Genomic DNA, 23,567 nt, shown 5'->3' on the forward strand with positions numbered 1-23,567 from the left:
GATGGGCGGCATCACGATCCGCCGTGCCGGACCGGCCGATCTCGCGAACGTCGCCGAGATGCACTATCCGGTCTGGCGGCAATCCTGGACCGGCATCCTGCCGGACACCACCCTCGACGTTCTCGGATCGCCGCGGCGCTGGGCCGTGCTGGCGTACCCGCGAATCCTGCAGCGCACCGGCTGGAGCATGTGGGTCGCCGAATCAGATTGCCGGACAATCGGAATGACGATGTTCGGACCGGACCCGGCGAAACCCGAGCAGGTCGAACTCGACTCGCTGTACATCGCGGCGGACTGCCAGCGGCGCGGTGTCGGGGAGCGCCTGCTCGCCACCGCTCTGGCCGAAAGCCCCTCGGGTGACGTCGTCCTGTGGTGCGCGGAACGCAACACCCAAGCGCGAACCTTTTACGAGAAGAACGACTTTCACGCCGACGGACGCACCCTGGACTGGGAGCCCCTGCCCGGCGTCAGGGTCGCACATCTGGGCTACCGGCTCAGCCGGCGGTGACGTTTCGGCGCAAGTCGTACTGTCCGAGATCGGTGTTCGCCAGCATGGCGCGATGCTCGCCCGGGGTGAAGGGCCACACCTCGGGTACCCCGTCCTTGTTCAGGTACCAACTCTGGCAACCGGTGGTCCACACCGTGTTCGGCATCGCCGCGCGCAGCTTGGCGTTGAAACTATCCGTCGCCGGCCCGGTCGGCTCCACCGTGTCGAATTCGCCGCGCCGCCAACGCTGAATCCACCGCAGTATGTGGTCGGCCTGCGATTCGGCGACGGTGGTGAGTGCGAGGTTGCCGACCGGGCTGTGCGGGCCCAGCATCATGAAGAAGTTGGGAAAGCCCGGCAGCGCCACGGTTTGGTAGGCCCGGGGAAGGGTGATGCAGCACTCCGGTCGCGCAGATCAAGAAGTCGACGGTCGATTCGTCCCCGGCATCCGTGCGCAGTCGCCAGCGGCCGCCCTCGAAGCGCGCGCTCACTATCTCGGTGCCGAACCGGATGCGCTCGCGCAGCCCGAAGCGGTCGGCGACGTCGCGGAAATAGGCCTGGATTTCGCGGCCGGGCGAGAACAGGTGCGACCAGTTGGGGTTACGGGCGAACGTGTACTGGTAGACCCGCGAGGGGATGTCACAGACCAGACCGGGGTAGGTGTTCTCGCGCCAGGTCCCGCCCACCTCGTCGGCCTTCTCATAGACGGTCACGTCGGTTATCCCGTTGCGCAGCAGCGCGATCGCGATGCACATGCCCGACATGCCGGCTCCGACGACGGCTAGGGCGGGATCGCGTCCCATGGTCGCCGGCTACTCGGACTCGGCGCGCGTCTTGAGGCGCTGCAGGGTGAGCCGGATGTGTTCGGTGTTGGCCGCCACGCGATCTGGGACGCCGGTGGCCTTACTGGCGATCTTGCGGAACCAGCCGGGCCTGTGGTCCCACGTGCTTTCGGTGACCCGACAACCGCCGTCGGCCGCCACGATGTCGTATTGCCAGCGCGCGATCGGAAGCACGGAGTGCCGCACATCGAACGCGAAGAGGCGGCCCGGTTCCGCGTCGGTGACCGTGCACTTGGTGCTCCAGCGCCGTTTGCCGCTCTCGTTGTGACCGGTGAACACCGCCCCGGGGCGCGCCGCATCGCCCTTGCGCCACTCCATCGCCACCGCCTCCTCGGCGAACGAGGCCAGCGTGGGCAGGTCGGTGATGAGCCGGTACACCACATCCGGGCGGGCGTCGACCTGCACGGTTTCCGACACGCAGGGGTCAGTCATGGGCCGATCATAGCCAGCGCCCCCGCGGTCTCACCTCGATTGCGGCCCATCAAAACTTTCTCCACACTTGAGGGCGAACTTCCAAAGCAAGGGGCAACCATGCGAGTCGGCGTACCGACCGAGGTCAAGGCCAACGAGTTCAGGGTGGCCATCACGGCCGCCGGCGTCGCCGAATTGACGCGCCGCGGCCACGAGGTGCTCGTCCAGGCCGGCGCCGGGGAAGGGTCGTCGATCCCCGACGAGGAGTTCAAGGCGGCGGGCGCCCAACTGGCCGACTCTGCCGAACAGGTGTGGGCCGACGCCGATCTGCTGCTCAAGGTGAAGGAACCGATTCCGGCCGAATACGGCCTCCTGCGGCAGCATCAGGTGCTGTTCACCTATCTGCACCTGGCCGCCTCCCGCTCCTGCACCGATGCGTTATTGGCTTCCCGCGCAACGTCAATCGCCTATGAGACCGTGCAGGCGGCCGACGGCAGCCTGCCGTTGTTGGCCCCCATGAGCGAGGTCGCCGGTCGGCTATCGGCGCAGGTCGGCTCCTACCACCTGATGCGGTCCCACGGCGGGCGCGGTGTGCTGATGGGCGGGGTCCCGGGCGTCAAACCCGCCGACGTCGTGGTGATCGGCGCCGGCACGGCCGGTTACAACGCCGCCCGGGTCGCCAACGGCATGGGCGCGAGCGTGACGGTGCTCGACCTCAACATCAGCAAGCTCCGGCAGCTCGACGCGGAGTTCGGCGGGCAGGTCCGCACGCGCTACTCGTCGGCGTACGAGCTGGAGGGCACGGTCACGCGGGCCGACCTGCTGATCGGGGCGGTCCTGCTGCCGGGCGCCAAGGCACCGGAACTGGTCTCGAATTCGCTTGTCGCGCAGATGAAACCGGGCGCGGTCCTGGTGGACATCTCCATCGACCAGGGCGGCTGCTTCGCGGATTCCCGGCCGACCACGCACGACGACCCGACGTTCACCGTGCACGACACGCAGTTCTACTGCGTGGCGAACATGCCGAGCGCGGTGCCCAAGACGTCGACCGTGGCGCTGACCAACGCGACGATGCCGTACGTGCTCGACCTGGCCGACCGTGGCTGGCAGGCGGCGTGCCGGTCGGATCCCGCTCTGGCAAAAGGACTTTCGACGCACGACGGCGGGTTGCTGTCCGAACGGGTGGCCAGCGACCTGGGGCTGCCGTTCACCGATCCGGCGAGCGTGCTGGCCTAGTCGGCTTCCACCAGGCTCGCGATGATGTCGGCCGCCGGCCCGGGCTGGGCCTCCTTGAACGACGTTCCGGCCCACAGCGGTATCCCGTTCGGGTCCTCCATGGCGGCCGCCGCCTCGCGAATCGGGGAGGTCATCTGGTTGACCTCCGGGTAGCCCAGTGGCGCCACATTGTCGAGCAGGCGGGTGAAGTTGTTCTCCAAGCCGCGGGCGTACCGGCCCGAGAACGCGCGGGTGACGACGGTGGTACCGAAGACCGGATTCTTCAGGGCGGTGCGGTGCGCGGCGCTGGTGCCCGCTTCGTCGCTGAGCAGCAGCGCGGTGCCGACCTGGGCGGCCACCGCACCGCGGTGCAGCACGGCGGCGACGTCCCGCGCGGTGCCCAGTCCGCCCGCGGCGACGACGGGCACCTCATGCGCGTGGCGGATGCGATCGATCAGGTGGTGCAGCGATTCGTTACCGGGCTCCATGTCGGGCGCGAACGTGCCCCGGTGCCCGCCCGCGTCGGGTCCCTGCACGATGAGGCTGTCCGCGCCCGCGGCGACGGCGATCCCGGCCTCGTACGCCGACGTCACCGTGACCATCACCAGCAGCCCCAGCGCCCCCAACCGCCGGATGACGTCGGGCGGCGGCACACCGAAGGTGAACGACACCAGCTCGGGCCGCACGTCGGCGACCACCTCGAGCTTGCGCTCCCAGTCGTCGTCGTCACCGTAATGCGGGTGACCCACCTCGACCTGGTAGTAGTCCGCGATCTCCTCGAGTTCTTCGGCGTAGTAGTCCAGCGCCATCCAGTCGGCGACGCTGGGTTGCGGAACGAACAGGTTGACGCCCAGCGGCCCGGTGGTGGCCGCCCGCGCGGCCGCGATGTCCTCGGCGAATCGCTCCGCACTCCGATGGCCGCCCGGGACGAAGCCGAGCCCGCCCGCGTTGGACACCGCCGCGGCCAGCTCCGGCGTGCCCGGTCCGCCGGCCATCGGCGCGCCCACGATGGGCACCATGATGTCCCAAAAGCCCAGTACCACGGGGCTAATTTACCATCGCCCGAAGTTGTTGGGGCAGTGACCGTTTGGAGGCATACGGACCCAGGACGGCGGCGCCGTAGGGCTGGCTCAGCAGCCGGCGGGCAACCGCATTGACCTCCTCGACGGTCACTTGGTCGATCTTGCGCAGCGTGTGCTCGATGCTGCGGTGGTGGCCGTAGTTCAGCTCGTTGCGGCCCAGCCGGCTCATCCGGGAGCTGGAATCCTCCAGGCCGAGGACCAGGCCACCGCGCAACGACCCCTTCGCGATGCGGCATTCGGCCTCGGTGATGCCGTCGCGGGCCACCGACTCGAGGACCTCGTTGGTCACCTGCATCACCTCGGCGAACCGCTCGGGCTGGCAGGCGGCATAGACCGACAGCGCGCCGCTGTCGGCAAAGATGTCCACCGTCGAGTAGACGGAGTATGCCAGCCCGCGCAACTCGCGAACCTCTTGGAACAGGCGGGAACTCAGCCCCCCACCCAGCGCGGTGTGCAGCACCGACAGCGCCCAGCGATGGCGCCAGCTACGTCCCGGGGTGCGCACGCCCAGCGAGACGTGGGTCTGCTCGGCGTCCCGATTGCCCAGCATCAAGCCGGGCCGTCCGGTCACCCGCCCGGCGCCCTTGCGCGGGGCGATGGGCCGGCGCCCGCGCACCAGGTGCGGCCCGAAGTGCTCACGCACCAGCGCCACCACCTCGTCGTGGTCGACATTGCCGGCCACGGCGACCACCATGCGTTCCGGCGTGTAGCGCCGGACATGGAAGGAGTGCAGCTGGGTCCGGGTCATCGACGACACTGACTGCGCGGTGCCGATCACCGGCCGGCCCACCGGGTGGTCACCGAACATCGCCCCCAGGAACATGTCCCCCAGCGCGTCCTCGGGATCGTCGTCGCGCATCGCGATCTCTTCGAGCACCACGTCGCGTTCCAGCTCGACGTCTTCGGTCGCGCAGCGGCCGTTGAGCACCACATCGGCCACCAGGTCGACGGCCAGCTCCAGGTCGCTGTCCAGCACGTGCGCGTAGTAGCAGGTGTGCTCCTTGGCGGTGAACGCGTTGAGCTCACCGCCGACCGCGTCCATCGCCTGCGCGATGTCCACGGCGCTGCGGGTGGGAGTCGACTTGAACAGCAGGTGCTCGAGGAAGTGCGCCGCCCCCGCCACGGTGGCGCCCTCGTCGCGCGATCCGACGCCGACCCAGACCCCGACCGACGCCGAACGCACCGACGGGAGGTACTCGGTGACTACCCGAAGACCGCCCGGAAGCGTGCTGCGGCGCAGTGCGGATTGGCGGTCCGGTTCCGCCTCGGCGATCTGCTTACCCCGGCGCAGGGCGCCCGCACGGGTCGGGCGCGGCCGGGGCAGGTCAGCTGCTGGCGGTCGCGGCATCGGCAGGGGCGGCCGCCGGAGCATCGGCTGGGGCAGCGCTGTCCTCCTCGACCAAGACGAGGGAGATCTTGCCGCGCTTGTCGATGTCGGCGATCTCGACCCGCAGTTTGTCGCCGACGTTCACGACATCCTCGACCTTCGCGATGCGCTTGCCCCGGCCCAGCTTGGAGATGTGGACGAGGCCGTCGCGTCCCGGCAGCAGCGACACGAACGCACCGAAATCGGTTGTCTTGACCACGGTTCCGAGGAACCGCTCGCCCACGGTCGGCAGCTGCGGGTTGGCGATGGCGTTGATCCGGTCGATCGCGGCCTGCGCCGAGGGCCCGTCGGTGGCGCCGACGAACACCGTGCCGTCGTCCTCGATCGAGATCTGCGCGCCGGTCTCCTCGGTGATGGCGTTGATGACCTTGCCCTTGGGCCCGATGACCTCGCCGATCTTGTCCACCGGGACCTTGATGGTGGTGACCCGCGGCGCGTAGGGGCTCATCTCGTCGGGCCCGTCGATGGCCTCGGCCATGACCTCGAGGATTGTCAGGCGCGCATCCTTGGCCTGGGACAGCGCACCCGCGAGCACCTGGGACGGGATGCCGTCCAGCTTGGTGTCCAGCTGCAGGGCGGTGACGTAGTCCTTGGTGCCCGCGCACTTGAAGTCCATGTCGCCGAACGCGTCCTCGGCGCCGAGGATGTCGGTCAGCGTGACGAAGCGACGCTCGGTCTTGCCGTCGATCTCGACGTCGTCGGAGACCAGCCCCATCGCGATGCCGGCGACCGGCGCCTTGAGCGGCACACCCGCGTTGAGCAGCGCCAGCGTGGACGCGCACACGGAGCCCATCGACGTCGAGCCGTTGGAGCCCAACGCTTCGGACACCTGCCGGATGGCGTACGGGAACTCCTCGACGCTGGGCAGCACCGGGATCAGCGCCCGCTCGGCGAGCGCGCCGTGCCCGATCTCACGCCGCTTGGGCGAGCCCACGCGGCCGGTCTCGCCGGTGGAGAACGGCGGGAAGTTGTAGTGGTGCATGTAGCGCTTGGAGGTTTCCGGCCCCAGCGAGTCGATCTGCTGCGCCATCTTGACCATATCCAGCGTGGTCACGCCCAGGATCTGGGTTTCGCCTCGTTCGAACAGCGCGCTGCCGTGCGCCCGCGGTACGACGGCGACCTCGGCCGACAGCGCGCGGATGTCGGTGATGCCGCGGCCGTCGATGCGGAAGTGGTCGGTGAGGATGCGCTGGCGGACCAGCTTCTTGGTCAGCGAGCGGAACGCGGCGCTGACCTCCTTCTCCCGGCCCTCGTAGGTCTCGGCGAGGCGCGCGAGCGTCTCGGCCTTGAGCTCGTCGGTGCGGGCGTCGCGCTCGGCCTTGCCGCCGATCGTAAGCGCCTTGGCCAGCTCGTCGGTGGCCACCGAGGCGACCGAGTAGTAGACATCCTCGGCGTACTCGGGGAAGACCGGGTAGTCGGCGGTCGGCTTCGCGGCCGCCCCGGCCAGCTCCTCCTGCGCGGTGCACAGCACGGCGATGAACGGCTTGGCCGCCTCCAGGCCTTCGGCCACCACGGTTTCCGTCGGCGCCTGGGCGCCGCCCTCGACGAGCTCGATGACCTTCTCGGTGGCCTCGGCCTCGACCATCATGATGGCGACGTCATCGTCGACCTTGCGGCCGGCCACCACCATGTCGAACACGGCCCGCTCGAGCTGCTCGACGGTGGGGAAGGCGACCCAGGTGCCGTCGATCAGGGCGACGCGTACGCCGCCGACGGGGCCGGAGAACGGCAGGCCGGAGATCTGGGTGGAAGCCGAGGCGGCGTTGATCGCCACCACGTCGTACAGGTCGTTGGGGTCCAGGCTCAGGATCGTCACGACGACCTGGATCTCGTTGCGCAGTCCGGACACGAACGACGGGCGCAGCGGCCGGTCGATGAGGCGGCAGGTCAGGATCGCGTCGGTGGAGGGCCGGCCCTCGCGGCGGAAGAACGAGCCGGGGATGCGCCCGGCGGCATACATCCGCTCCTCGACGTCGATGGTCAGCGGGAAGAAGTCGAAGTGCTCCTTCGGGCTCTTGCTGGCGGTGGTCGCCGACAACAACATGTTCTCGTCGTCGAGATAGGCGACGACGGCGCCGGCGGCCTGCTGGGCCAGCCGGCCGGTCTCAAAACGGATGGTGCGGGTGCCGAAGCTCCCGTTGTCGATAACGGCGGTCGACTCGAACACGCCTTCTTCAATTTCAGCGACAGACATAGGTGTCCGTACGGCCTCTCTGGGTATTCAGCTTTTTCGCGTCGTCACGCTTTAACCCGAGAGCTTCCTACGAGAGGAAAAAGTCTGGATGCGGCCGCGGCCGTCGATCGAAGCGGCCGACCTGCTCCAGATCCGGAGAGCCCGGCAGCCACTACCGAAGACCGCCCGATACAGACTGGGCTGCTCCCGTCATGACACGCTGGAACGGCACACGCGGATCTGCGCGGCCGCACCGTTCGCTCGGGCCGAACCGGCCCAGAACGCTCTCACTCTACACGGACGGACCTAGCGGTCAGTAGACCGCGGTCAGCGGCGCAGGCCCAGGCGCTCGACCAGCGAGCGGTACCGCTCGACGTCGATCTGGGCAACGTACTTCAGCAGCCGGCGCCGGCGCCCGACCAGCAGCAACAGGCCTCGCCGCGAGTGGTGATCGTGCTTGTGGACCTTGAGGTGCTCGGTGAGGTCGGCGATCCGCTTGGTCAGCAGCGCGACCTGCGCCTCCGGGGAACCCGTGTCGGAGTCGTGCAGGCCGTAGGTGCCCAGGATTTCTTTTTTCTGCTCGGCGGTCAGCGCCACGAAAACATCTCCATCAATCGGTGCCGCGAAAATTCTCGTGCGTGGCCACCGCGGACTGCAGCACACGCCGTATCGGCTGGCGAGTCTATCAGCGGCGGCGACGTCCACCGAAATCGCAGGCCAGCGCCCAGCACTTGACAACCTACAACCATTTGGTTGTACGTTGTGCTGGTGACCGTAGACCAGGAAGATCGGGTGGACGCCCTCTTTCACGCGCTCGCCGACCGCACCCGGCGCGACATCATGCGCCGGACGCTGGCCGGGGAGCACTCGGTTTCCTCGCTCGCCCTGAAATACGACATGAGCTTTGCGGCCGTGCAGAAGCACGTCGTCGTGCTGGAGAAGGCCGGCCTGATCACCAAACGGCGCAGCGGTCGCGAGCAGTTGGCCAGCGGTGACGTGGCGGCGGTGCGGTCGGTCGCCGGCATGCTCACCGAGCTGGAACAGGTGTGGCGGGGCCGCATCGCCCGCATCGACGAACTCATCTCGACCGACCCGAACAAGGAGGACTGACCCATGCCCGTGACCGACGTCAAGCATGACCCGGACGCCCTGACGCTGACCATCACCGCCGACTTCGCCGCCCCGGTGGCCCGGATCTGGCAGGTGTACGCCGACCCGCGGCAACTGGAGCAGGTCTGGGGGCCGCCGTCGCACCCGGCGACCGTGGTGAGCCACAGCCTCACGCCGGGAAGCCGAACGACCTACTTCATGACCGGCCCGGACGGCGAGAAGTACGCCGGCTACTGGGAGATCACCGCCGTCGACGAGCCGAACAGCTTCTCGTTTCTCGACGGGTTCGCCGACGCGGACTTCAACCCGAACCCCGACCTGCCGGTCGCGCAGAACGTCTACACCTTCACCGAGCACAACGGCGGCACGCGCGCGACCTACGTGTGCACCTTCGAATCCGCCGAGGATCTTCAGCGAGTGCTGGACATGGGCGTTGTCGAGGGCTCCACGTCGGCGATCAACCAGATCGACGACCTGGTCGCTTCCTGAAGTCGCGGCAGTTCAGTCCTGCGCCAAGAGCATCGCGCGGGCCCGGTCGGTGTCCTTGCCCATCGCGTCGATCAGCTCCTTGACCGAGTCGAACCTGCGCTGACCGCGGATGCGGGCGACGAAGTCCAGCGCCACGTATTGGCCGTAGAGGTCGGCGGTGGTGTCCAGGACGAAGGCCTCGACGGTGCGCGTGCGGCCGGAGAAGGTCGGGTTGGTGCCCACGGACACCGCGGCCTGGTACCGCTCGCCCGGGACGACGGTGCCGGTCACCGGTCCGTGCCCGAGCAGGGTGAACCAGGCGGCATACACGCCGTCGGCCGGGATCGCCGAATACATCGGCGGCGCCACGTTGGCCGTCGGGAATCCCAGTTCCATGCCCCGCCCCTCGCCGCGGACGACGACGCCCTCGACGCGGTGCGGGCGGCCCAGCGCCTCCATGGCCGCCACCACGTCACCGGCGTCCACGCAGGACCGGATATACGTGGACGAATACGTCACGGTCTCGTTGCTCAGGTGCTCGCTGAGCAGGGACATCGACTCGACCGCGAACCCGAACCGCTCGCCTGCGCGCCGCAGGGTCTCGACGTTCCCGGCCGCCTTCTTGCCGAAGGTGAAGTTCTCCCCCACCACGACCTCGACCACGTGCAGGTGTTCCACCAGGAGCTCGTGGACGTAGCGCTCCGGCGTGAGCTTCATGAAGTCGCTGGTGAACGGCATCACCAGGAAGACGTCGATGCCCAGCTCCTCGACGAGTTCGGCGCGGCGCGTCAGCGTCGTCAGCTGCGCGGGATGACTGCCGGGGTAGACCACTTCCATCGGGTGCGGATCGAACGTCATCAGCACGGTCGGCACGTTGCGGGCGCGCCCGGCCTTGACGGCATGCGCGATTATCTCCGCGTGGCCCCGGTGCACGCCATCGAACACCCCGATGGTGAGCACGCATCTGCCCCAGTCCGTGGGAATCTCGTCTTGGCCGCGCCACCGCTGCACGACCGCAAGCCTACGGCCCGCCGCGGTCCACCGGGAGATCCGTCGGCGCGAGGGTGTCGAGGAGCACACGATCAGGCTTGGGTTGCCTAAACTTTCTCGTTGTGAGGGCTGACGAAGAGCGTGGCGGTCTCACCGCGGTCGGCCAGGACTATCTCAAGGTCATCTGGAACGCCCAGGAGTGGTCCCGGGAAAAGGTCAGCACCAAGATGCTGGCCGAGAAGATAGGGGTATCGGCCAGCACCGCCTCGGAGTCGATCCGCAAACTCGCCGAGCAGGGCCTGGTCGATCACGAGAAATACGGCGCGGTGACCCTGACCGAGGCGGGCCGGCGCGCGGCGCTGGCGATGGTGCGCCGACATCGGCTGCTGGAAACGTTCCTGGTCAACGAGCTCGGCTACGGCTGGGACGAGGTGCACGACGAGGCCGAGGTGCTCGAACACGCGGTGTCGGACCGGCTGGTGGCCCGCATCGACGCCAAGCTCGGGTTCCCGCAACGCGACCCGCACGGGGACCCGATCCCGGCCTCGGACGGGCAGGTGCCCACGCCGCCGGCCCGCCAGCTGTGGGCGTGCGGCGACGGTGAGACCGGAACGGTGGCCCGCATCTCCGACGCCGACCCGGAGATGCTGCGCTATTTCGCCGACGTCGGCATCAACCTCGATTCGCGGCTGCGGGTGCTGACCCGCCGGGAATTCGCCGGCATGATCTCGGTGGCGATCGAAGCCGGCGACGGCGCGGAGACGACGGTCGACCTGGGCAGCCCGGCCGCCCGGGCCGTCTGGGTGGTGGGCTAGCGGCGATCGCAAGCGCGGCGAAGCCGGGCGCCGCGGGTCGCCGCCATCGGGCTGACTCTCAGAGCGCCGAACGTGCAGTCATGGCGAAATTTCGCCCGATTTTTCGCCCTGAGAGCACGTTCGACGCCGGCGCCGCCGCGCTCTAGCGTTCGGCGCGCTGGTAAGCGGTGACCACGGCCGCGCCACCCAGCCCGATGTTGTGTTGCAGTGCGGCGCTGACGTTGTCGACCTGACGCTTGTCGGCGGAGCCGCGCAGCTGCCAGGTCAGCTCGGCGCACTGCGCGAGCCCGGTCGCGCCCAGCGGATGACCCTTCGAGATCAGGCCGCCCGACGGGTTGACCACCCAGCGCCCGCCGTAGGTGGTGTCGCCGTTGTCGATCAGCTTGGGCGCCTCGCCCGGACCGCACAGGCCGAGGGCTTCGTAGAGCAGCAGTTCGTTGGCCGAGAAGCAGTCGTGCAGCTCGATCACCTGGAAGTCCTCCGGGCCCAGGCCGGACTGGTCGTAGACCTGTTGCGCCGCTTGCACATTCATGTCATAGCCGATCAGGTTCTTGGCGGTCCCGTCGAAGGTCGACGCGAAGTCCGTCGTCATGGCCTGGCCGACGATCTCCACGGCCTGGCCGGCCAGCCCGTGGCGGTCGACGAAGCTCTCCGAGGCCAGGATCGCCGCGCCGGAACCGTCGGACGTCGGCGAGCACTGCAACTTGGTCAGGGGGTCGGAGATCATTCGCGCCGCCAGGATGTCCTCGAGCGTGTAGGACTCCTGGAACTGCGCGAACGGGTTGTTGACGGAGTGCTTGTGGTTCTTGTAACCGATCTTGGCGAAATGCTCTGCGGTGCTGCCGTATTGGCGCATGTGCTCGCGGCCGGCGGCGCCGAACATCCAGGGCGCGACGGGCATCGCGAACTCGTCGATCGCGGCCATTGCCTTGACGTGCTTGCCCATCGGCGATTCGCGGTCCTGGGCGCCGCCGCTCAGCGAGCCGGGCTGCATCTTCTCGAAACCGAGCGCGATGGCGCAGTCGACGATCCCGCCGCGGATGGCCTGGGCCGCCAGGAACAGCGCGGTCGAGCCGGTCGAGCAGTTGTTGTTGACGTTGACGATCGGAATCCCGGTCATGCCCAGCTCGTAGAGCGCCCGCTGCCCGGACGTCGAATCGCCGGCGACGTAGCCGACGTAGCCCTGCTGCACCTCGCGGTAGTCGATCCCCGCGTCGGACAGGGCGTTGGTCCCGGACTCGCGCGCCATGTCCGGGTAGTCCCAGCCTTCGCGGCGGCCGGGCTTCTCGAATTTCGTCATGCCGACGCCGACGACGTAAACCTTGTTGGACATAGCGCGCCCCTTCTTCGACAGGCTGGAGAGATCCGCGCCTCAGCCTATTCCTGGAGCGTCGCGGGTCTGATCACAACCACCGACTTGGTGCGTGAGCCCTCGTCGCGCAGCAGCGCGATCACCCGCCCGGCGGCGTCGCAGGCGGCGTAGACGCCGTCGATGCCGGCAGGCGCGAGCGCTCGCCCGTTGGCCGCCGCTTCGGCCTCCCCGGCGGTCAGGTCGCGGCGCGGGAAGATCAGCAGGCACGCCTCGTCGAGGGTCAACGACAGGCCGGGCCGCTCGGCCAGGTCGTCGAGCGAGCGGGCCTGCTGCAGGGTGAAGCGACCGACGCGGGTGCGCCGCAGCGCCGTCAGATGCCCGCCAACGCCGAGCGCGGCGCCGACGTCGCGGGCCAGCGCGCGAACGTAGGTTCCCGACGAGCAGTCGACCTCCACGTCGACGTCGACGAACTGGCCCTCGGACCGGACATCGAGCACCTCGAACCGGTCGATGCGCACCGGCCGGGCCTCGAGTTCGACTGTCTGGCCCTCGCGAACCAGCCGATAGGCGCGCCGCCCATCCACCTTGATCGCGCTGACCGCGGACGGCACCTGCTCGATATCGCCGCGCAGGCCGGCGACCGCGGCCACGATCTCCTCTCGCGTCAGGTGCGCGGCCGAAACGCTGTGCAGCACTTCTCCTTCGGCGTCCTCGGTGGAGGTGGTCTGGCCCAGCCGAATGGTGGCGGTGTAGGACTTGGCGGCCGCGGTCAACAGGCCGAGGATCTTGGTGGCGCGGTCGACGCCGATCACCAGCACGCCGGTGGCCATCGGGTCCAGCGTCCCGGCGTGCCCCACCCTGCGGGTGGCGAAGATGCGGCGGCAGCGGCCCACCACGTCGTGACTGGTCATCCCGGCCGGCTTGTCGACGACGACCAATCCCGGACCGGGCCCCGGGCCGCCACTCATAGCACGATGGCGGTCAGCACCAGTCCCCGCTCGACCGACCACCGGCCCCTCAGCGCGGTCAGAGGTGGCCCGTCGAGGGTCTGCCCGTCGATCAGGATCTTGGACACGAAAACCCCGGTGGTCTCCCCGTCCGGCGGGTCGAGGTCGAACACGATGTGGGCGTCCTCGAAACCCAGCCAGCGCTTGGTCAACGGGAACCAGGCCTTGTACGTTGCTTCCTTGGCGCAGAACAGGATTCGGTCCCAGTGCAGGCCGGCGGGCAGCGTCGTCATCTCGTGTCGCTCTTCGGGCAGGCTGATCGCGTTCAGCACGCCGTCCGGCAGCACGTCGTGCGGTTCGGCGTCGATGCCCACCGAGCGCACCGCTTCGCTGCGGCCGACGACCGCACCGCGATAGCCGGTGCAGTGGGTGAGGCTGCCCACCACGCCGTCGGGCCAGCACGGTTCGCCCTTCTCCCCCTTGAGGATCGGCACCGGCGGCAGGCCGAGCTCGCCCATCGCGACCCGGGCGCAGTGCCGGACGGTGACGAACTCGTTGCGTCGCTTGGCCACCGACTTGGCGATCAGCGGCTCCTCTTCGGGCAGGGGAACGAGGTCCGGCGGGTCGGAGTACAGCTCCGAGTAGGCGAGCTCGCCCATGTCGGGCAGCACCGAGGAGACCAGCTTGTCCGTCATCGTGATTGCCGCTGCCGCAACCGTTCCCGGAACTGTGCGGCCTGCTGCCGCATCTCGGGAGTGATCTCGAAGTGGCCGCCGAAGTCGTTGAGGTATCCCGGCGCGTATTGCGGGTCGGGCAACACCTGGCGCAGCCAGCTGTGCGGCTTGCGGCGCCGCCACTCCCTCGGGTATCCCACCGACACCTCCTCGAAGCGCACGTCGTCGTACCAGGTGGTGCGCGGAATGTGCAGGTGACCGTAGACCGAACAGACCGCGTTGTAGCGGGTGTGCCAGTCGGCGGTCTTGGTGGTCCCACACCACAGCGAGAACTCCGGGTAGAACAACGCGTCGCAGGGCTCGCGGACCAGCGGGAAATGGTTCACCAGGACGGTCGGCGTCATCCAGTCGAGTTGCTCGAGGCGGGTCCGCGTGGTGGCGAGCCGCTCCTGGCACCACGCTTCCCGGGTGGGGTACGGCTCCGACGACAGCAGGAATTCGTCGGTGGCGACCACGTTGCGCTCCCGCGCGATGGTCAGGCCCTCGGCTTTGCTCGCCGCCCCCTCGGGCAAGAAGCTGTAGTCGTAGAGCAGGAACATCGGCACGATCGTGGCCGGGCCGCCGCGCTCGGTCCACACCGGGAAGGGATGCTCCGGCGTGACGATGCCCATCTCGTCGCACATGTGGACCAGGTACTCGTAGCGGGCCCTGCCGAAGACCTGCACCGGATCCCGCGTCGTGGTCCACAACTCGTGGTTGCCGGGCACCCAGATCACCTTGGCGAAGCGCCGGCGCAGCAGGTCCAGGGCCCAGCGGATCTCGTCGGTGCGTTCGGCGACGTCACCGGCGACGATCAGCCAGTCCTCCGGCGAGGACGGGTGCAGCGACTCGGTGACCGGCTTGTTGCCCAGGTGACCGGTGTGCAGGTCGGAGACGGCCCACAGCGTGGGTTGTCCCCCATTGGTCGATTCCTGCCCCGCATTTTGACCAGCCACGGTTAACCAGCCTAATGACCCGCGGTGCGGGGCCGGCTGGGGCCGCGCCTTGCTCGCCGGCATTGGAACGTGTTCTTGTTTACCGGTGACCGCGCGGGAGGCGACTTGTACACTCCCGGCAAGGGCCAGGGAGCCGTCAGGGGGTGTCGTGTTCGCCAAGATACGTCTGATCGGGGCCATCGGTGCCGTGATCGCGGCGGCCATCGCCGGCACGGCCGGGTGGCAGGGCGGCGCTCAGGGGCCAACCGGGGGCGGGCGCGTCGAGCTGCGCTCGACGGCGGCGCCGATGGAAACCACGATGAAGAGCCCGATCGTGGCCACCACCGACCCGCGCCCGTTCGACGCGTGCGAGGACATCCCGTTCGACGTCATCCAGCGGCTCGGCCTGGCGTTCACACCGCCCGAGCACGAAGACGGCCTGCGCTGCCACTTCGACGCGGGCAACTACCAGGTGGCCGTCGAGCCCATCATCTGGCGCACCTACGAGGCGACGCTGCCCCCCGACGCCGTCGAGACCACCATCGCCGGCCACCGCGCCGCGCAGTACTGGGTGCTCAAGCCGACGTATCACAACAGCTACTGGTATTACTCCTGCATGGTCGCATTCAAGACCAGTTACGGCGTGCTGCAGCAGGCGCTTTACTACTCCACCGTCTACTCCAACCCCGAGGTCGACTGCATGTCCACCGACCTGCAGCGAGCCAACGACCTCGCGCCGTACTACAAGTTCTGATCCCCGCTCGGGCCTTAACCTGGGCACCGTGAGTATCACCTCGACGCGACCCGCCCAGCCCGCGCTGCACGCCCTGCGACACCTCGGCGGCAAGGCGGTGGGCCGGCTGCTGGGCCTGCCGCCGGCGACCACCGAGTACACCGTCGAACGCGTCCGGGTGCCCATGCGCGACGGGGTCGACCTGGTGGCCGATCACTACACACCGAACACCGACTTCCCCGCCGGCACCCTGCTGGCGCGGGGGCCGTACGGGCGCTCCTTCCCGTTCTCGCTGGTGTTCGGCGCACTGTACGCGGCCCGCGGCTACCACGTCGTGCTGCAGAGCGTCCGCGGCACGTTCGGGTCGGGCGGGGATTTCGAACCGATGGCCAACGAGGCCGCCGACGGCGCCGACACGGTGGCCTGGCTGCGTGAGCAGCCCTGGTTCACCGGCAGCTTCGCCACCATCGGTTTGTCGTACCTCGGGTTCACCCAGTGGGCGCTGATGACCGATCCCCCGCCGGAGCTCGCCGCGGCCGTCGTCACCGTGGGGCCGCACGATTTCAACGCCTCGGTGTGGGGTACCGGCTCGTTCGCGATCAACGACTTCCTCGGCTGGAGCGACATGGTCGCCCACCAGGAAGACCCGGTGCGCGCCCGGTCGGCGCTGCGCCAGCTGCAGAATCGCAGCAGGGTGACGCAGGCGGCCCTCGGGCTGCCGGTGGGCGACACGGCCCGGGCGCTGCTCGGTGCGGGCGCGCCCTGGTTCGAATCGTGGGTCGAGCACACCGACCCGAACGATCCGTTCTGGGACGCGCTGCGCTGCGGCGACGCGCTGGACCGCGTCGACGTGCCGGTGCTGCTGATCGGCGGCTGGCAGGACATCTTCGTCAGGCAGACGCTGCAGCAGTACGAGCACCTGCGCGGCCGGGGCGTCGACGTCGCGCTCACCATGGGCCCCTGGACGCACACCCAGCTGCTCACCACCGGCCTGAGCACCTGCACGCGGGAGTCGCTGGACTGGCTGGGCGCCCACCTCGGCGGCGCGCCCGCCCCGCGACGGCCCGGCCGGGTCCACGCGTATGTCACCGGCCAGGGTTGGCGCAGTGTGGCCGACTGGCCGCCCGCCACCACCGAGCGCGAGCTGTATCTGCGGCCCGGCGGACACCTCGGTGAGACCGCACCGACGGACCTGACGCGGCTGGCGCCGGCGTCCTTCCGCTACGACCCCGCCGACCCCACACCCACCACGGGCGGCCCGTTGCTGTCGCCGAACGGCGGTTACCGCGACGACAGCCGGCTCGCGACGCGCGACGACGTGCTGGCCTTCACCAGCCTCACCCTCACCCACGACCTGTGCGTCTACGGGACCCCGATCGTCGAGCTGGCGCACGGCGCCGACACTCCCCACGTCGACCTCTTCGTCCGGGTGAGCGAGGTCGACGCCAAAGGCCGGTCGAAGAACGTCAGCGACGGCTACCGGCGGTTGCGGACCGCCAAGAAATCGTCGAAGGGGACCGTCCGCGTCGAACTAGACGGCATCGCCCACCGCTTCCGCGCCGGCTCCCGCATCCGCCTGCTGATCGCCGGCAGCTGGTTCCCCCGCTACGCGCGCAACCTGGGCACCGACGAGCCGATTCTGACGGGCCGACAGTCCGAGCCGGCCACCCACACGGTGCGCTACGGACGTTCCAGGCTGCTGCTGCCCGTCGGCCCGCTCGACCTGTCAGCCAACGGCGCGGCGGACGCGGGCGGCGACCTCGGCTAGCGCGGCGTCGTCGTGAACGGGCGCCGCGAGCGGCTCCCGCAGGGGCAGCTCCACCCAGCTTTTGCAGCCGCCGTAGTCGGGCGTCCGGGTGATCTGCACCGGCTCGGCCAGCGGGTGCACCGACACCACCAGCACGGCCAGCTTGTGCCTCGGGCGGAAGTCGAGCCGGTCGGCGCGCACCGAATCGCCGGTCCAGATGTGCAGGTCCTCGATTTCCGCCAGCCGGTCTGGCTGGTTAACCGCCACGGCGGCAACGACTTTCGCGGCCGCCCGGATCACCAGACGGTCGTCGGTGCTGTCGGCGGCGGCCGCCTCGAGCAGGTCGCGATGCTCGGGCCGCACGCGCTCGAAGTGGCTGTGGGCGACCGTCGGGAACAGGAGGAACTCGGAGGCGGCCAACTCGAAGCGCTTCTCCCCGATGCCGCCCTTGCGTAGCAGCACCTGCTGTCGCCCGTTTAGCAGGGCGTGCACCGCCGCGCTCCACTCCTTGAGAGCGGGCGTGGTTGCGGTGTGCGTCACTGCGCCCCGGCCAGGCGGGCGATGATCTCGGGCCGGCGCAACGGTGGGACGGTCTTGGGCGGCTGGCGCCGCGGAGGCAGGGCCGCCAACAATCGGGCCGTCGTCTCGGTGACCTCGGCAACCGCCGCCTCGAAGGCGTCTGCGTTCGCCGCCGAGGGTCGGGTGATCCCGCTGACCTTGCGCACATACTGGCGGGCCGCCGCCGCGATCTCCTCGGCGGTCGCCGACGGTTGCAACCCGCGCAACTCGGTGATGTTCCGGCACATGCCTCAACGATAGGCGGGGCCGGCGACCCTTTACGGTGATCTCATGAGCGACGACATCCTGCTGATCGAAACCGACGAGCGGGTGCGCACCCTGACCCTCAACCGGCCGCAGTCCCGCAACGCGCTGTCTTCGGCGCTGCGGGATCGATTCTTCGGGGCGCTGGCCGACGCGGAAGCCGACGACGCCGTCGACGTCGTCATCGTGACCGGCGCCGACCCGGTGTTCTGTGCGGGCCTGGATCTCAAGGAGTTGGGCGGTTCCTCGGCGCTTCCGGACATCTCCCCACGGTGGCCTCCGCTGAGCAAGCCGGTCATCGGTGCGATCAACGGCGCCGCGGTGACCGGCGGGCTGGAGCTGGCCCTGTACTGCGACATCCTGATCGCCTCGGAGAACGCCCGCTTCGCCGACACCCACGCTCGCGTCGGCCTGCTGCCCACCTGGGGGCTGAGCGTGCGGCTGCCGCAGAAGGTCGGCGTCGGCCTGGCCCGCCGGATGAGCATGACCGGGGACTACCTGTCGGCCACCGACGCGCTGCGTGCCGGGCTGGTGACCGAGGTGGTGCCGCACGACCAGCTGCTGCCCGCCGCACGCCAGGTGGCCGCGTCGATCGTCGGCAACAACCAGGATGCGGTGCGCGCGCTGCTGGCGTCCTATCACCGGATCGACGACTCGCAGACCAGCGCGGGCCTGTGGCTGGAAGCGATGGCGGCCCGCCAGTTCCGGACCAGCGGCGACGACATCGCCGCTAACCGCGAGGCGGTGCTGCAGCGCGGGCGGGCGCAGGTCCGCTAGTCGCGCCGGCCTCGTCGATGATCCAATTTCCGCCGCCCGCGCCGTGGCGACGACCGACCGCGGACATCGTCGCGACCGTGCTGCTCTTCGTCGCGGAGCTGGCGGTCAGCGCCGTTTCAGTCGCCCTGGCGTTGTTGTCCTCGATGTGGCTGATGCTGCCGATATGCAGCGACAACTGCGACAGCCCCGCCGTCACGCACTTCGTCCACCGCACCTTCACCGGGACCGTCGTCATCGCGGGCGGGATCGCGCTGGCCCTGCTGGTGTCATGCGTCGGGGCGCTCGTCACCGGCATCCGGCGTCGGGCCGGGATGTGGAAATGGCCGGCGTTGGGCCTGGTCATCGCCGTTGTGTCAGTTCTGATCGCCGCTGGCTTGTGGGTGAACTGAGGGCAACCAATACGATCAGCTGATGCGTTTGGTCCTGGACGTCCTCGGGAGGTTGCTCGCGTGCGCCGTGGTGCTCACCGCGGCGGTCGCAACGGTGATCACAATGGTGGGCACAGCGCCGCGCGCGGCCGCGCAGCCGCCCGCGGGATTTCCCAACCTGGACGGTTTCGCACCAGTGCCGGCGGACGGCTACGTCATCAGCAGTGGCCCGAGTACCCCGCCGCGGATCAGCTTCTCCACCCCATACTCCTTGGTGTGTGACTTCTATGGCGGCCCGGCGCCCGCGCCGCAGCCGTCACAGGACATCAAGTGCAAGGGCGACATGCCCGGCATCGACGACGTCCCCGTCCTCGGCGGGCGCCCGCACCCGGGCGATTGCCTGGTGGGTTCGGCCGAGTTCAAGGGACCGGGCTACCAGTTGAGCCGCATGTCCTACGGCGGATGCGACGGCAACCCGGCCGCCCTGCCACCGGGCGGCAAGTTGTTGGGTGCAGGTCAGAAGCTGACCTACCTGAACGTCACGTGCGCCGTCGGCGCCGACAACCTGGTCGCCTGCCTGGACACCACCAGCGGTGACCACGGGTTCGTGCTGCAGCGGGCGGGCAGCTGGGCGTTCTAATCGAGGGCGGCGCGCAGCGACGCGACCGCGTCGTCGATCGGCCCGCTCGTCGAATAGCCGGCGGCCAGCCGGTGGCCGCCCCCGCCGAACGCGAACGCGACCGCCGCCAGATCCACGTCGGCCTTGGCGCGCATCGACACCGACCACTGCTGCGGGTCGACCTCCTTGAACACCGCGGCCACCTCGGCCTGCTGCGTGGTGCGCACGATGTCGACGATGCTTTCGACTTCCTCGGGCCGCGAGGTGACCCAATCCTGATGTCCGACAACGGCATACACCAGCCCACGGCCACCGGCCGCGTCGGGCAGCAGGTGCGCCGAGCCCAGCACGCGTGACAGCAGTGGCAGCCAGCTGAAGGGATGGCTGTCCATCAGCGCTCGGCTGACGGCGGCGTTGTCGACGCCGGTCTCCACCAGCCGGGCCGCCAGCCGAAGCGCGCGGGGGGTGGCCCAGCGGAACGACCCGGTGTCGGTGGTCAGCCCGGCGTAGATGCAGTGCGCGACGTCCGGCTCGATCGGCTTGCCCCACGCGTCGAGGATGTCGGCGATCATCATCGTCGTCGAATCCGCCGACACGTCAACGAAGTTCGCGGTCCCGAACAGCTCGTTGGAGGCGTGGTGGTCGATGACCAGCGACTCGCGGCCGGGGCCGGCCAGATCGCTCAGCGCGCCCAGCCGCTTGACGCTTGGAACATCAACGGTGACAACCAGATCGACGTCGCGCCGCATCGCGTCCGCACCGACCAGCAGCTGGCAACCGGGCAACGACGCCAGCGACTCCGGCAGCGTCGCCGGCTCGGCGAAACCGACCTCGACGCTTTTTCCGCACTTGTCCAGCACCAGCGCCAGCGCAAGGCCCGCGCCGATGGTGTCGGCGTCGGGGTGCACATGGGCGACCACCGCGATAGTCGCGGCGCCGGAGAGCAATTCGACCGCGCCGCGGGCGTCGATGCGCACCCCGGCTCCCGCGGCCCGGGCCGGCTCAGTCTTCGCGTCGGTCGTCGTCACCGGTGTCCTCGTCACTCGACCCCCGGTAGGGATCGGCCTCCCCGGCCGGCTTGGCCCCGGAACGAACCCGCGCCAGATCGGCGTCCGCGGCGCGGGCCCGCGCCAGCAACTCGTCCATCCGCGCCACGGTGTCCAATGTGGTGTCGCGGGTGAATGTCAGCGTGGGCGTGAAGCGCACGCCGGTGCCCGCCCCCACCATCGTGCGCAGCGCGCCTTTGGCCCGTTCCAGCGCGGCCGCGGCGGCGGCGTAGTCCGGCTCTTCGTCGAGGGTGCGGCCCATCACGGTGTAGAACACCGTCGCGTCGTGCAGGTCGGCGGTGACCTTCGTGTCGACGATGGTCACCCCGTCCAGGCCGGGATCCTTGATCTCGAACTCGATCGCCGAGGCGACGATCGTGTTGATGCGTTTGGCCAATCGGCGCGCCCTTGCGGGGTCCGCCACTATTTATTCACCGCCTTCTCCTCATCACTTCGTTCTGCATCGTCGGCGGCGGTCAGGCGCGCTCCTTCTCGACGAGCTCGTAGGACTCGATGATGTCGCCTTCCTTGATGTCGGAGTAGCCCAGCGTCATACCGCACTCGAAGCCCTCGCGGACCTCGGTCACGTCGTCCTTCTCCCGTCGCAGCGAGTTGATCGTGAGGTTCTCGGTGACCACGACGTTGTCCCGCAACAGGCGGGCCTTCGCGTTGCGCCGCACCACGCCGGAGCTGATCATGCAGCCGGCGATGATGCCCACCTTCGAGGACCGGAAGATCGCGCGGATCTCGGCGCGACCCAGCTCCTTCTCCTCGTAGATCGGCTTGAGCATGCCGCGCAGGGCCTTCTCGATGTCGTCGATCGCCTGGTAGATGACCGAGTAGTAGCGGATCTCGACACCCTCGCGGTTGGCGAGCTCGGTCGCTTTCCCTTCGGCGCGCACGTTGAAGCCGATGATGACAGCGTCCGACGCCGACGCCAGGTTGACGTTGGTTTCGGTGATGCCACCGACGCCGCGGTCGATGACGCGCAGTTCCACCTCGTCGTCGACCTGGATGCCCATCAGGGCCTCCTCGAGCGCCTCGACCGTACCGGCGTTGTCGCCCTTGAGGATCAGGTTCAGCTGGCTGGTTTCCTTCAGCGCCGAGTCCAGGTCCTCCAGGCTGATCCGCTTGCGTGACCGCGCCGCCAGCGCATTGCGCTTGCGGGCGCTGCGCCGGTCGGCGATCTGGCGGGCGATGCGGTCCTCGTCGACGACCAGGAAGTTGTCACCCGCGCCGGGCACCGACGTGAAGCCGATGACCTGCACCGGCCGCGACGGCAGAGCCTCCTCGACGTCCTCACCGTGCTCGTCGACCATGCGGCGGACGCGACCGTACGCGTCGCCGGCCACCACCGAGTCGCCGACACGCAGCGTCCCGCGCTGCACCAGCACCGTGGCGACCGGGCCGCGGCCGCGGTCCAGGTGCGCCTCGATGGCCACACCCTGGGCCTCCATGTCGGGGTTGGCCCGCAGGTCCAGGGCGGCGTCGGCGGTCAGCAGCACCGCCTCTTCGAGCGCCTTGATGTTGGTGCCTTCCTTGGCGGAGATGTCGACGAACATCGTGTCGCCACCGAAATCCTCTGCGACCAAGCCGTATTCGGTGAGCTGGCCGCGAATCTTCGCCGGGTCGGCGCCCTCCTTGTCGATCTTGTTGACCGCCACCACGATCGGGACGTCGGCCGCCTGCGCGTGGTTGATGGCCTCCACCGTCTGCGGCATCACGCCGTCGTCGGCGGCGACCACCAGGATCGCGATGTCGGTGGCCTTCGCGCCGCGGGCACGCATGGCGGTGAACGCCTCGTGACCCGGGGTGTCGATGAAGGTGATCGGCCGCTCGGTGCCGTCGAGGTCGACGGACACCTGGTACGCGCCGATGTGCTGGGTGATGCCCCCGGCCTCAGCCTCGCGCACGCTGGCGTTCCGGATGGTGTCCAGCAGCCGGGTTTTACCGTGGTCGACGTGACCCATCACGGTCACCACCGGCGGCCGGGTCTGCAGGTCTTCCTCGGTGCCCTCGTCCTCGCCATAGGTCAGGTCGAAGGACTCCAGCAGCTCGCGGTCCTCGTCCTCGGGGCTGACCACCTGGACGACGTAGTTCATCTCGCTGCCCAGCAGCTCGAGCGTCTCGTCGCCGACGGACTGGGTGGCGGTCACCATCTCGCCCAGGTTGAACAGCGCCTGCACCAGCGAGGCCGGGTTGGCGTTGATCTTGTCGGCGAAGTCCGACAGCGATGCGCCCCTGGCCAGCCGGATGGTCTCGCCGTTGCCGTGCGGCAACCGCACGCCGCCGACGACCGGCGCCTGCATGTTCTCGTACTCGGCGCGCTTCGCCCGCTTGGACTTGCGACCGCGCCTGGGCGCACCACCGGGACGGCCGAACGCGCCGGCCGCGCCGCCGCGCTGACCGGGACGGCCACCGCCGCCGCCGCCACCGGGACGGCCGCGGAACCCTCCGCCACCCCCGGGCGGGGCGCCGACGCCGCCGCCACCGCCGCCGCGGTAGTTGCCGCCGCCGCCGTCACGGCCGCCGGGACCGCCGGGTCGGCCACCGCCGGGCCGCGGGGCT

25 protein-coding genes and 1 pseudogene are annotated in these 23,567 nt (G+C 69.3%); 10 read left to right on the forward strand and 16 right to left on the reverse strand.

The genetic code is table 11. The annotated features are described in order from the left end of the window. The first annotated feature begins 1 nt into the window (after position 1). Positions 2-508 (forward strand): GNAT family N-acetyltransferase, encoded by a 507-nt coding sequence (locus A5697_RS15985; protein ID WP_082953429.1) that lies wholly within the window; start codon positions 2-4, stop codon positions 506-508. Here A5697_RS15985 and A5697_RS15990 read toward each other — a convergent pair. Beyond that, positions 495-1,290 (reverse strand): annotated as a pseudogene (locus tag A5697_RS15990) (flavin-containing monooxygenase). The gene A5697_RS15985 and the pseudogene A5697_RS15990 sit on opposite strands and share 14 nt — an antisense overlap. 9 nt (positions 1,291-1,299) lie before the next feature. Further along, a complete protein-coding gene (locus A5697_RS15995; RefSeq protein ID WP_067950758.1) occupies positions 1,300-1,761 on the reverse strand; it encodes an SRPBCC family protein in 462 nt (153 codons plus the stop codon). A 99-nt stretch (positions 1,762-1,860) separates the two neighbouring features. Here A5697_RS15995 and ald point away from each other — a divergent pair, with 99 nt between their 5' ends. Beyond that, positions 1,861-2,976: an alanine dehydrogenase gene (gene ald, locus A5697_RS16000; RefSeq protein WP_067950756.1), complete on the forward strand. Its 1,116-nt coding sequence runs from the start codon at positions 1,861-1,863 to the stop codon at positions 2,974-2,976. Here the strand turns inward: ald and A5697_RS16005 are convergent. The 4 genes from A5697_RS16005 to rpsO all read right to left on the reverse strand — a co-directional run bounded on the left by A5697_RS16005 (position 2,973) and on the right by rpsO (position 8,194). Further along, positions 2,973-3,998, reverse strand: a complete 1,026-nt coding sequence (locus A5697_RS16005) for a nitronate monooxygenase (RefSeq protein ID WP_068011364.1) — start codon at positions 3,996-3,998, stop codon at positions 2,973-2,975. The genes ald and A5697_RS16005 overlap by 4 nt on opposite strands. Positions 3,999-4,002: 4 nt before the next feature. Continuing rightward, entirely contained in the window at positions 4,003-5,385 is a 1,383-nt protein-coding gene (locus tag A5697_RS16010) for a pitrilysin family protein (protein ID WP_067947269.1), read from the reverse strand. Then, on the reverse strand, positions 5,363-7,618 hold the full coding sequence (locus tag A5697_RS16015) for a polyribonucleotide nucleotidyltransferase (RefSeq protein WP_082953430.1): 2,256 nt from the start codon (positions 7,616-7,618) through the stop codon (positions 5,363-5,365). The genes A5697_RS16010 and A5697_RS16015 overlap by 23 nt, the downstream gene beginning before the upstream one ends. A 306-nt stretch (positions 7,619-7,924) precedes the next feature. Continuing rightward, complete coding sequence (gene rpsO / locus A5697_RS16020; protein ID WP_067199669.1) at positions 7,925-8,194, reverse strand: 30S ribosomal protein S15; 270 nt, start codon at positions 8,192-8,194, stop codon at positions 7,925-7,927. 171 nt (positions 8,195-8,365) lie between these two features. Here rpsO and A5697_RS16025 point away from each other — a divergent pair, with 171 nt between their 5' ends. Next, positions 8,366-8,707, forward strand: coding sequence for a helix-turn-helix transcriptional regulator (locus tag A5697_RS16025; protein ID WP_067947271.1), 342 nt, complete (start codon positions 8,366-8,368; stop codon positions 8,705-8,707). A 3-nt stretch (positions 8,708-8,710) separates the two neighbouring features. Beyond that, positions 8,711-9,196, forward strand: coding sequence for an SRPBCC domain-containing protein (locus A5697_RS16030; protein ID WP_068011366.1), 486 nt, complete (start codon positions 8,711-8,713; stop codon positions 9,194-9,196). Between the two features lie 12 nt (positions 9,197-9,208). Here A5697_RS16030 and A5697_RS16035 read toward each other — a convergent pair whose 3' ends face one another. Next, positions 9,209-10,186 carry a bifunctional riboflavin kinase/FAD synthetase gene (locus A5697_RS16035; RefSeq protein ID WP_068011367.1) on the reverse strand — a complete coding sequence of 326 codons (978 nt, stop codon included), beginning with the start codon at positions 10,184-10,186 and terminating at the stop codon, positions 9,209-9,211. A gap of 101 nt (positions 10,187-10,287) precedes the next feature. On the opposite strand from A5697_RS16035, the gene mntR reads away from it, so the two are divergent. After that, on the forward strand, positions 10,288-10,980 hold the full coding sequence (gene mntR / locus A5697_RS16040; RefSeq protein ID WP_067947237.1) for a manganese-binding transcriptional regulator MntR: 693 nt from the start codon (positions 10,288-10,290) through the stop codon (positions 10,978-10,980). A 142-nt stretch (positions 10,981-11,122) separates the two neighbouring features. Here mntR and A5697_RS16045 read toward each other — a convergent pair whose 3' ends face one another. From A5697_RS16045 to A5697_RS16060, 4 genes are read right to left on the reverse strand one after another with little or no spacing between them, the layout of a single operon-like run. Then, positions 11,123-12,313, reverse strand: a complete 1,191-nt coding sequence (locus tag A5697_RS16045; RefSeq protein WP_068011368.1) for a lipid-transfer protein — start codon at positions 12,311-12,313, stop codon at positions 11,123-11,125. Between the two features lie 44 nt (positions 12,314-12,357). Continuing rightward, positions 12,358-13,260, reverse strand: coding sequence for a tRNA pseudouridine(55) synthase TruB (gene truB, locus A5697_RS16050; RefSeq protein ID WP_067947241.1), 903 nt, complete (start codon positions 13,258-13,260; stop codon positions 12,358-12,360). Then, the gene (locus A5697_RS16055) at positions 13,257-13,934 is read right to left on the reverse strand and encodes a 4'-phosphopantetheinyl transferase (RefSeq protein WP_067947243.1); all 678 of its coding nucleotides are present in this window, start codon (positions 13,932-13,934) and stop codon (positions 13,257-13,259) included. Before A5697_RS16055 ends, truB begins: the two co-directional genes overlap by 4 nt. Further along, positions 13,931-14,908: a metallophosphoesterase gene (locus tag A5697_RS16060; protein WP_068011369.1), complete on the reverse strand. Its 978-nt coding sequence runs from the start codon at positions 14,906-14,908 to the stop codon at positions 13,931-13,933. Before A5697_RS16060 ends, A5697_RS16055 begins: the two co-directional genes overlap by 4 nt. A gap of 148 nt (positions 14,909-15,056) precedes the next feature. Here A5697_RS16060 and A5697_RS16065 point away from each other — a divergent pair, with 148 nt between their 5' ends. Beyond that, entirely contained in the window at positions 15,057-15,641 is a 585-nt protein-coding gene (locus A5697_RS16065) for a DUF3558 domain-containing protein (RefSeq protein WP_067947247.1), read from the forward strand. A gap of 28 nt (positions 15,642-15,669) precedes the next feature. Continuing rightward, on the forward strand, positions 15,670-17,388 hold the full coding sequence (locus A5697_RS16070; protein WP_068011370.1) for a CocE/NonD family hydrolase: 1,719 nt from the start codon (positions 15,670-15,672) through the stop codon (positions 17,386-17,388). Here A5697_RS16070 and A5697_RS16075 read toward each other — a convergent pair. Both A5697_RS16075 and A5697_RS16080 read right to left on the reverse strand, forming a co-directional pair. Further along, on the reverse strand, positions 17,347-17,907 hold the full coding sequence (locus A5697_RS16075) for a DUF1802 family protein (RefSeq protein WP_068011371.1): 561 nt from the start codon (positions 17,905-17,907) through the stop codon (positions 17,347-17,349). The two genes, A5697_RS16070 and A5697_RS16075, sit on opposite strands and share 42 nt — an antisense overlap. Next, the gene (locus A5697_RS16080; RefSeq protein ID WP_068011372.1) at positions 17,904-18,173 is read right to left on the reverse strand and encodes a DUF2277 family protein; all 270 of its coding nucleotides are present in this window, start codon (positions 18,171-18,173) and stop codon (positions 17,904-17,906) included. The genes A5697_RS16075 and A5697_RS16080 overlap by 4 nt, the downstream gene beginning before the upstream one ends. Positions 18,174-18,216: 43 nt before the next feature. On the opposite strand from A5697_RS16080, the gene A5697_RS16085 reads away from it, so the two are divergent. Genes A5697_RS16085 through A5697_RS16095 form a run of 3 tightly spaced genes read left to right on the forward strand, consistent with a single transcriptional unit; the run spans position 18,217 to position 19,974 of the window. Then, positions 18,217-18,966, forward strand: coding sequence for an enoyl-CoA hydratase (locus A5697_RS16085; RefSeq protein ID WP_067947256.1), 750 nt, complete (start codon positions 18,217-18,219; stop codon positions 18,964-18,966). A gap of 17 nt (positions 18,967-18,983) precedes the next feature. Beyond that, positions 18,984-19,355, forward strand: a complete 372-nt coding sequence (locus A5697_RS16090; RefSeq protein WP_067947258.1) for a hypothetical protein — start codon at positions 18,984-18,986, stop codon at positions 19,353-19,355. A gap of 22 nt (positions 19,356-19,377) precedes the next feature. Next, positions 19,378-19,974, forward strand: coding sequence for a hypothetical protein (locus A5697_RS16095; protein ID WP_068011373.1), 597 nt, complete (start codon positions 19,378-19,380; stop codon positions 19,972-19,974). Here A5697_RS16095 and A5697_RS16100 read toward each other — a convergent pair. The 3 genes from A5697_RS16100 to infB all read right to left on the reverse strand — a co-directional run. After that, a complete protein-coding gene (locus A5697_RS16100) occupies positions 19,971-20,981 on the reverse strand; it encodes a bifunctional oligoribonuclease/PAP phosphatase NrnA (RefSeq protein WP_197501025.1) in 1,011 nt (336 codons plus the stop codon). The genes A5697_RS16095 and A5697_RS16100 overlap by 4 nt on opposite strands. After that, positions 20,956-21,423, reverse strand: coding sequence for a 30S ribosome-binding factor RbfA (rbfA, locus tag A5697_RS16105; protein WP_067947265.1), 468 nt, complete (start codon positions 21,421-21,423; stop codon positions 20,956-20,958). The genes A5697_RS16100 and rbfA overlap by 26 nt, the downstream gene beginning before the upstream one ends. A gap of 52 nt (positions 21,424-21,475) precedes the next feature. Then, on the reverse strand, positions 21,476-23,567 hold a 2,092-nt coding region (gene infB / locus A5697_RS16110; protein WP_068011374.1), incomplete at its 5' end, for a translation initiation factor IF-2.

Source organism: Mycobacterium sp. E3251 (assembly GCF_001666835.1).
Taxonomy (GTDB): Bacteria; Actinomycetota; Actinomycetes; order Mycobacteriales; family Mycobacteriaceae; genus Mycobacterium.

Coding starts and splice junctions, on each gene's coding strand:
- A5697_RS15995 (WP_067950758.1), bottom strand. CDS start 1,761: ATGACTGACCCCTGCGTGTCGGAAACCGTGCAGGTCGACGCCCGCCCG.
- truB (WP_067947241.1), bottom strand. CDS start 13,260: ATGAGTGGCGGCCCGGGGCCCGGTCCGGGATTGGTCGTCGTCGACAAG.
- A5697_RS16095 (WP_068011373.1), top strand. CDS start 19,378: ATGCGTTTGGTCCTGGACGTCCTCGGGAGGTTGCTCGCGTGCGCCGTG.
- A5697_RS16085 (WP_067947256.1), top strand. CDS start 18,217: ATGAGCGACGACATCCTGCTGATCGAAACCGACGAGCGGGTGCGCACC.
- ald (WP_067950756.1), top strand. CDS start 1,861: ATGCGAGTCGGCGTACCGACCGAGGTCAAGGCCAACGAGTTCAGGGTG.
- A5697_RS16015 (WP_082953430.1), bottom strand. CDS start 7,618: ATGTCTGTCGCTGAAATTGAAGAAGGCGTGTTCGAGTCGACCGCCGTT.
- A5697_RS16030 (WP_068011366.1), top strand. CDS start 8,711: ATGCCCGTGACCGACGTCAAGCATGACCCGGACGCCCTGACGCTGACC.
- A5697_RS16055 (WP_067947243.1), bottom strand. CDS start 13,934: ATGACGGACAAGCTGGTCTCCTCGGTGCTGCCCGACATGGGCGAGCTC.
- A5697_RS16080 (WP_068011372.1), bottom strand. CDS start 18,173: ATGTGCCGGAACATCACCGAGTTGCGCGGGTTGCAACCGTCGGCGACC.
- A5697_RS16045 (WP_068011368.1), bottom strand. CDS start 12,313: ATGTCCAACAAGGTTTACGTCGTCGGCGTCGGCATGACGAAATTCGAG.
- A5697_RS15985 (WP_082953429.1), top strand. CDS start 2: ATGGGCGGCATCACGATCCGCCGTGCCGGACCGGCCGATCTCGCGAAC.
- A5697_RS16090 (WP_067947258.1), top strand. CDS start 18,984: ATGATCCAATTTCCGCCGCCCGCGCCGTGGCGACGACCGACCGCGGAC.
- A5697_RS16010 (WP_067947269.1), bottom strand. CDS start 5,385: ATGCCGCGACCGCCAGCAGCTGACCTGCCCCGGCCGCGCCCGACCCGT.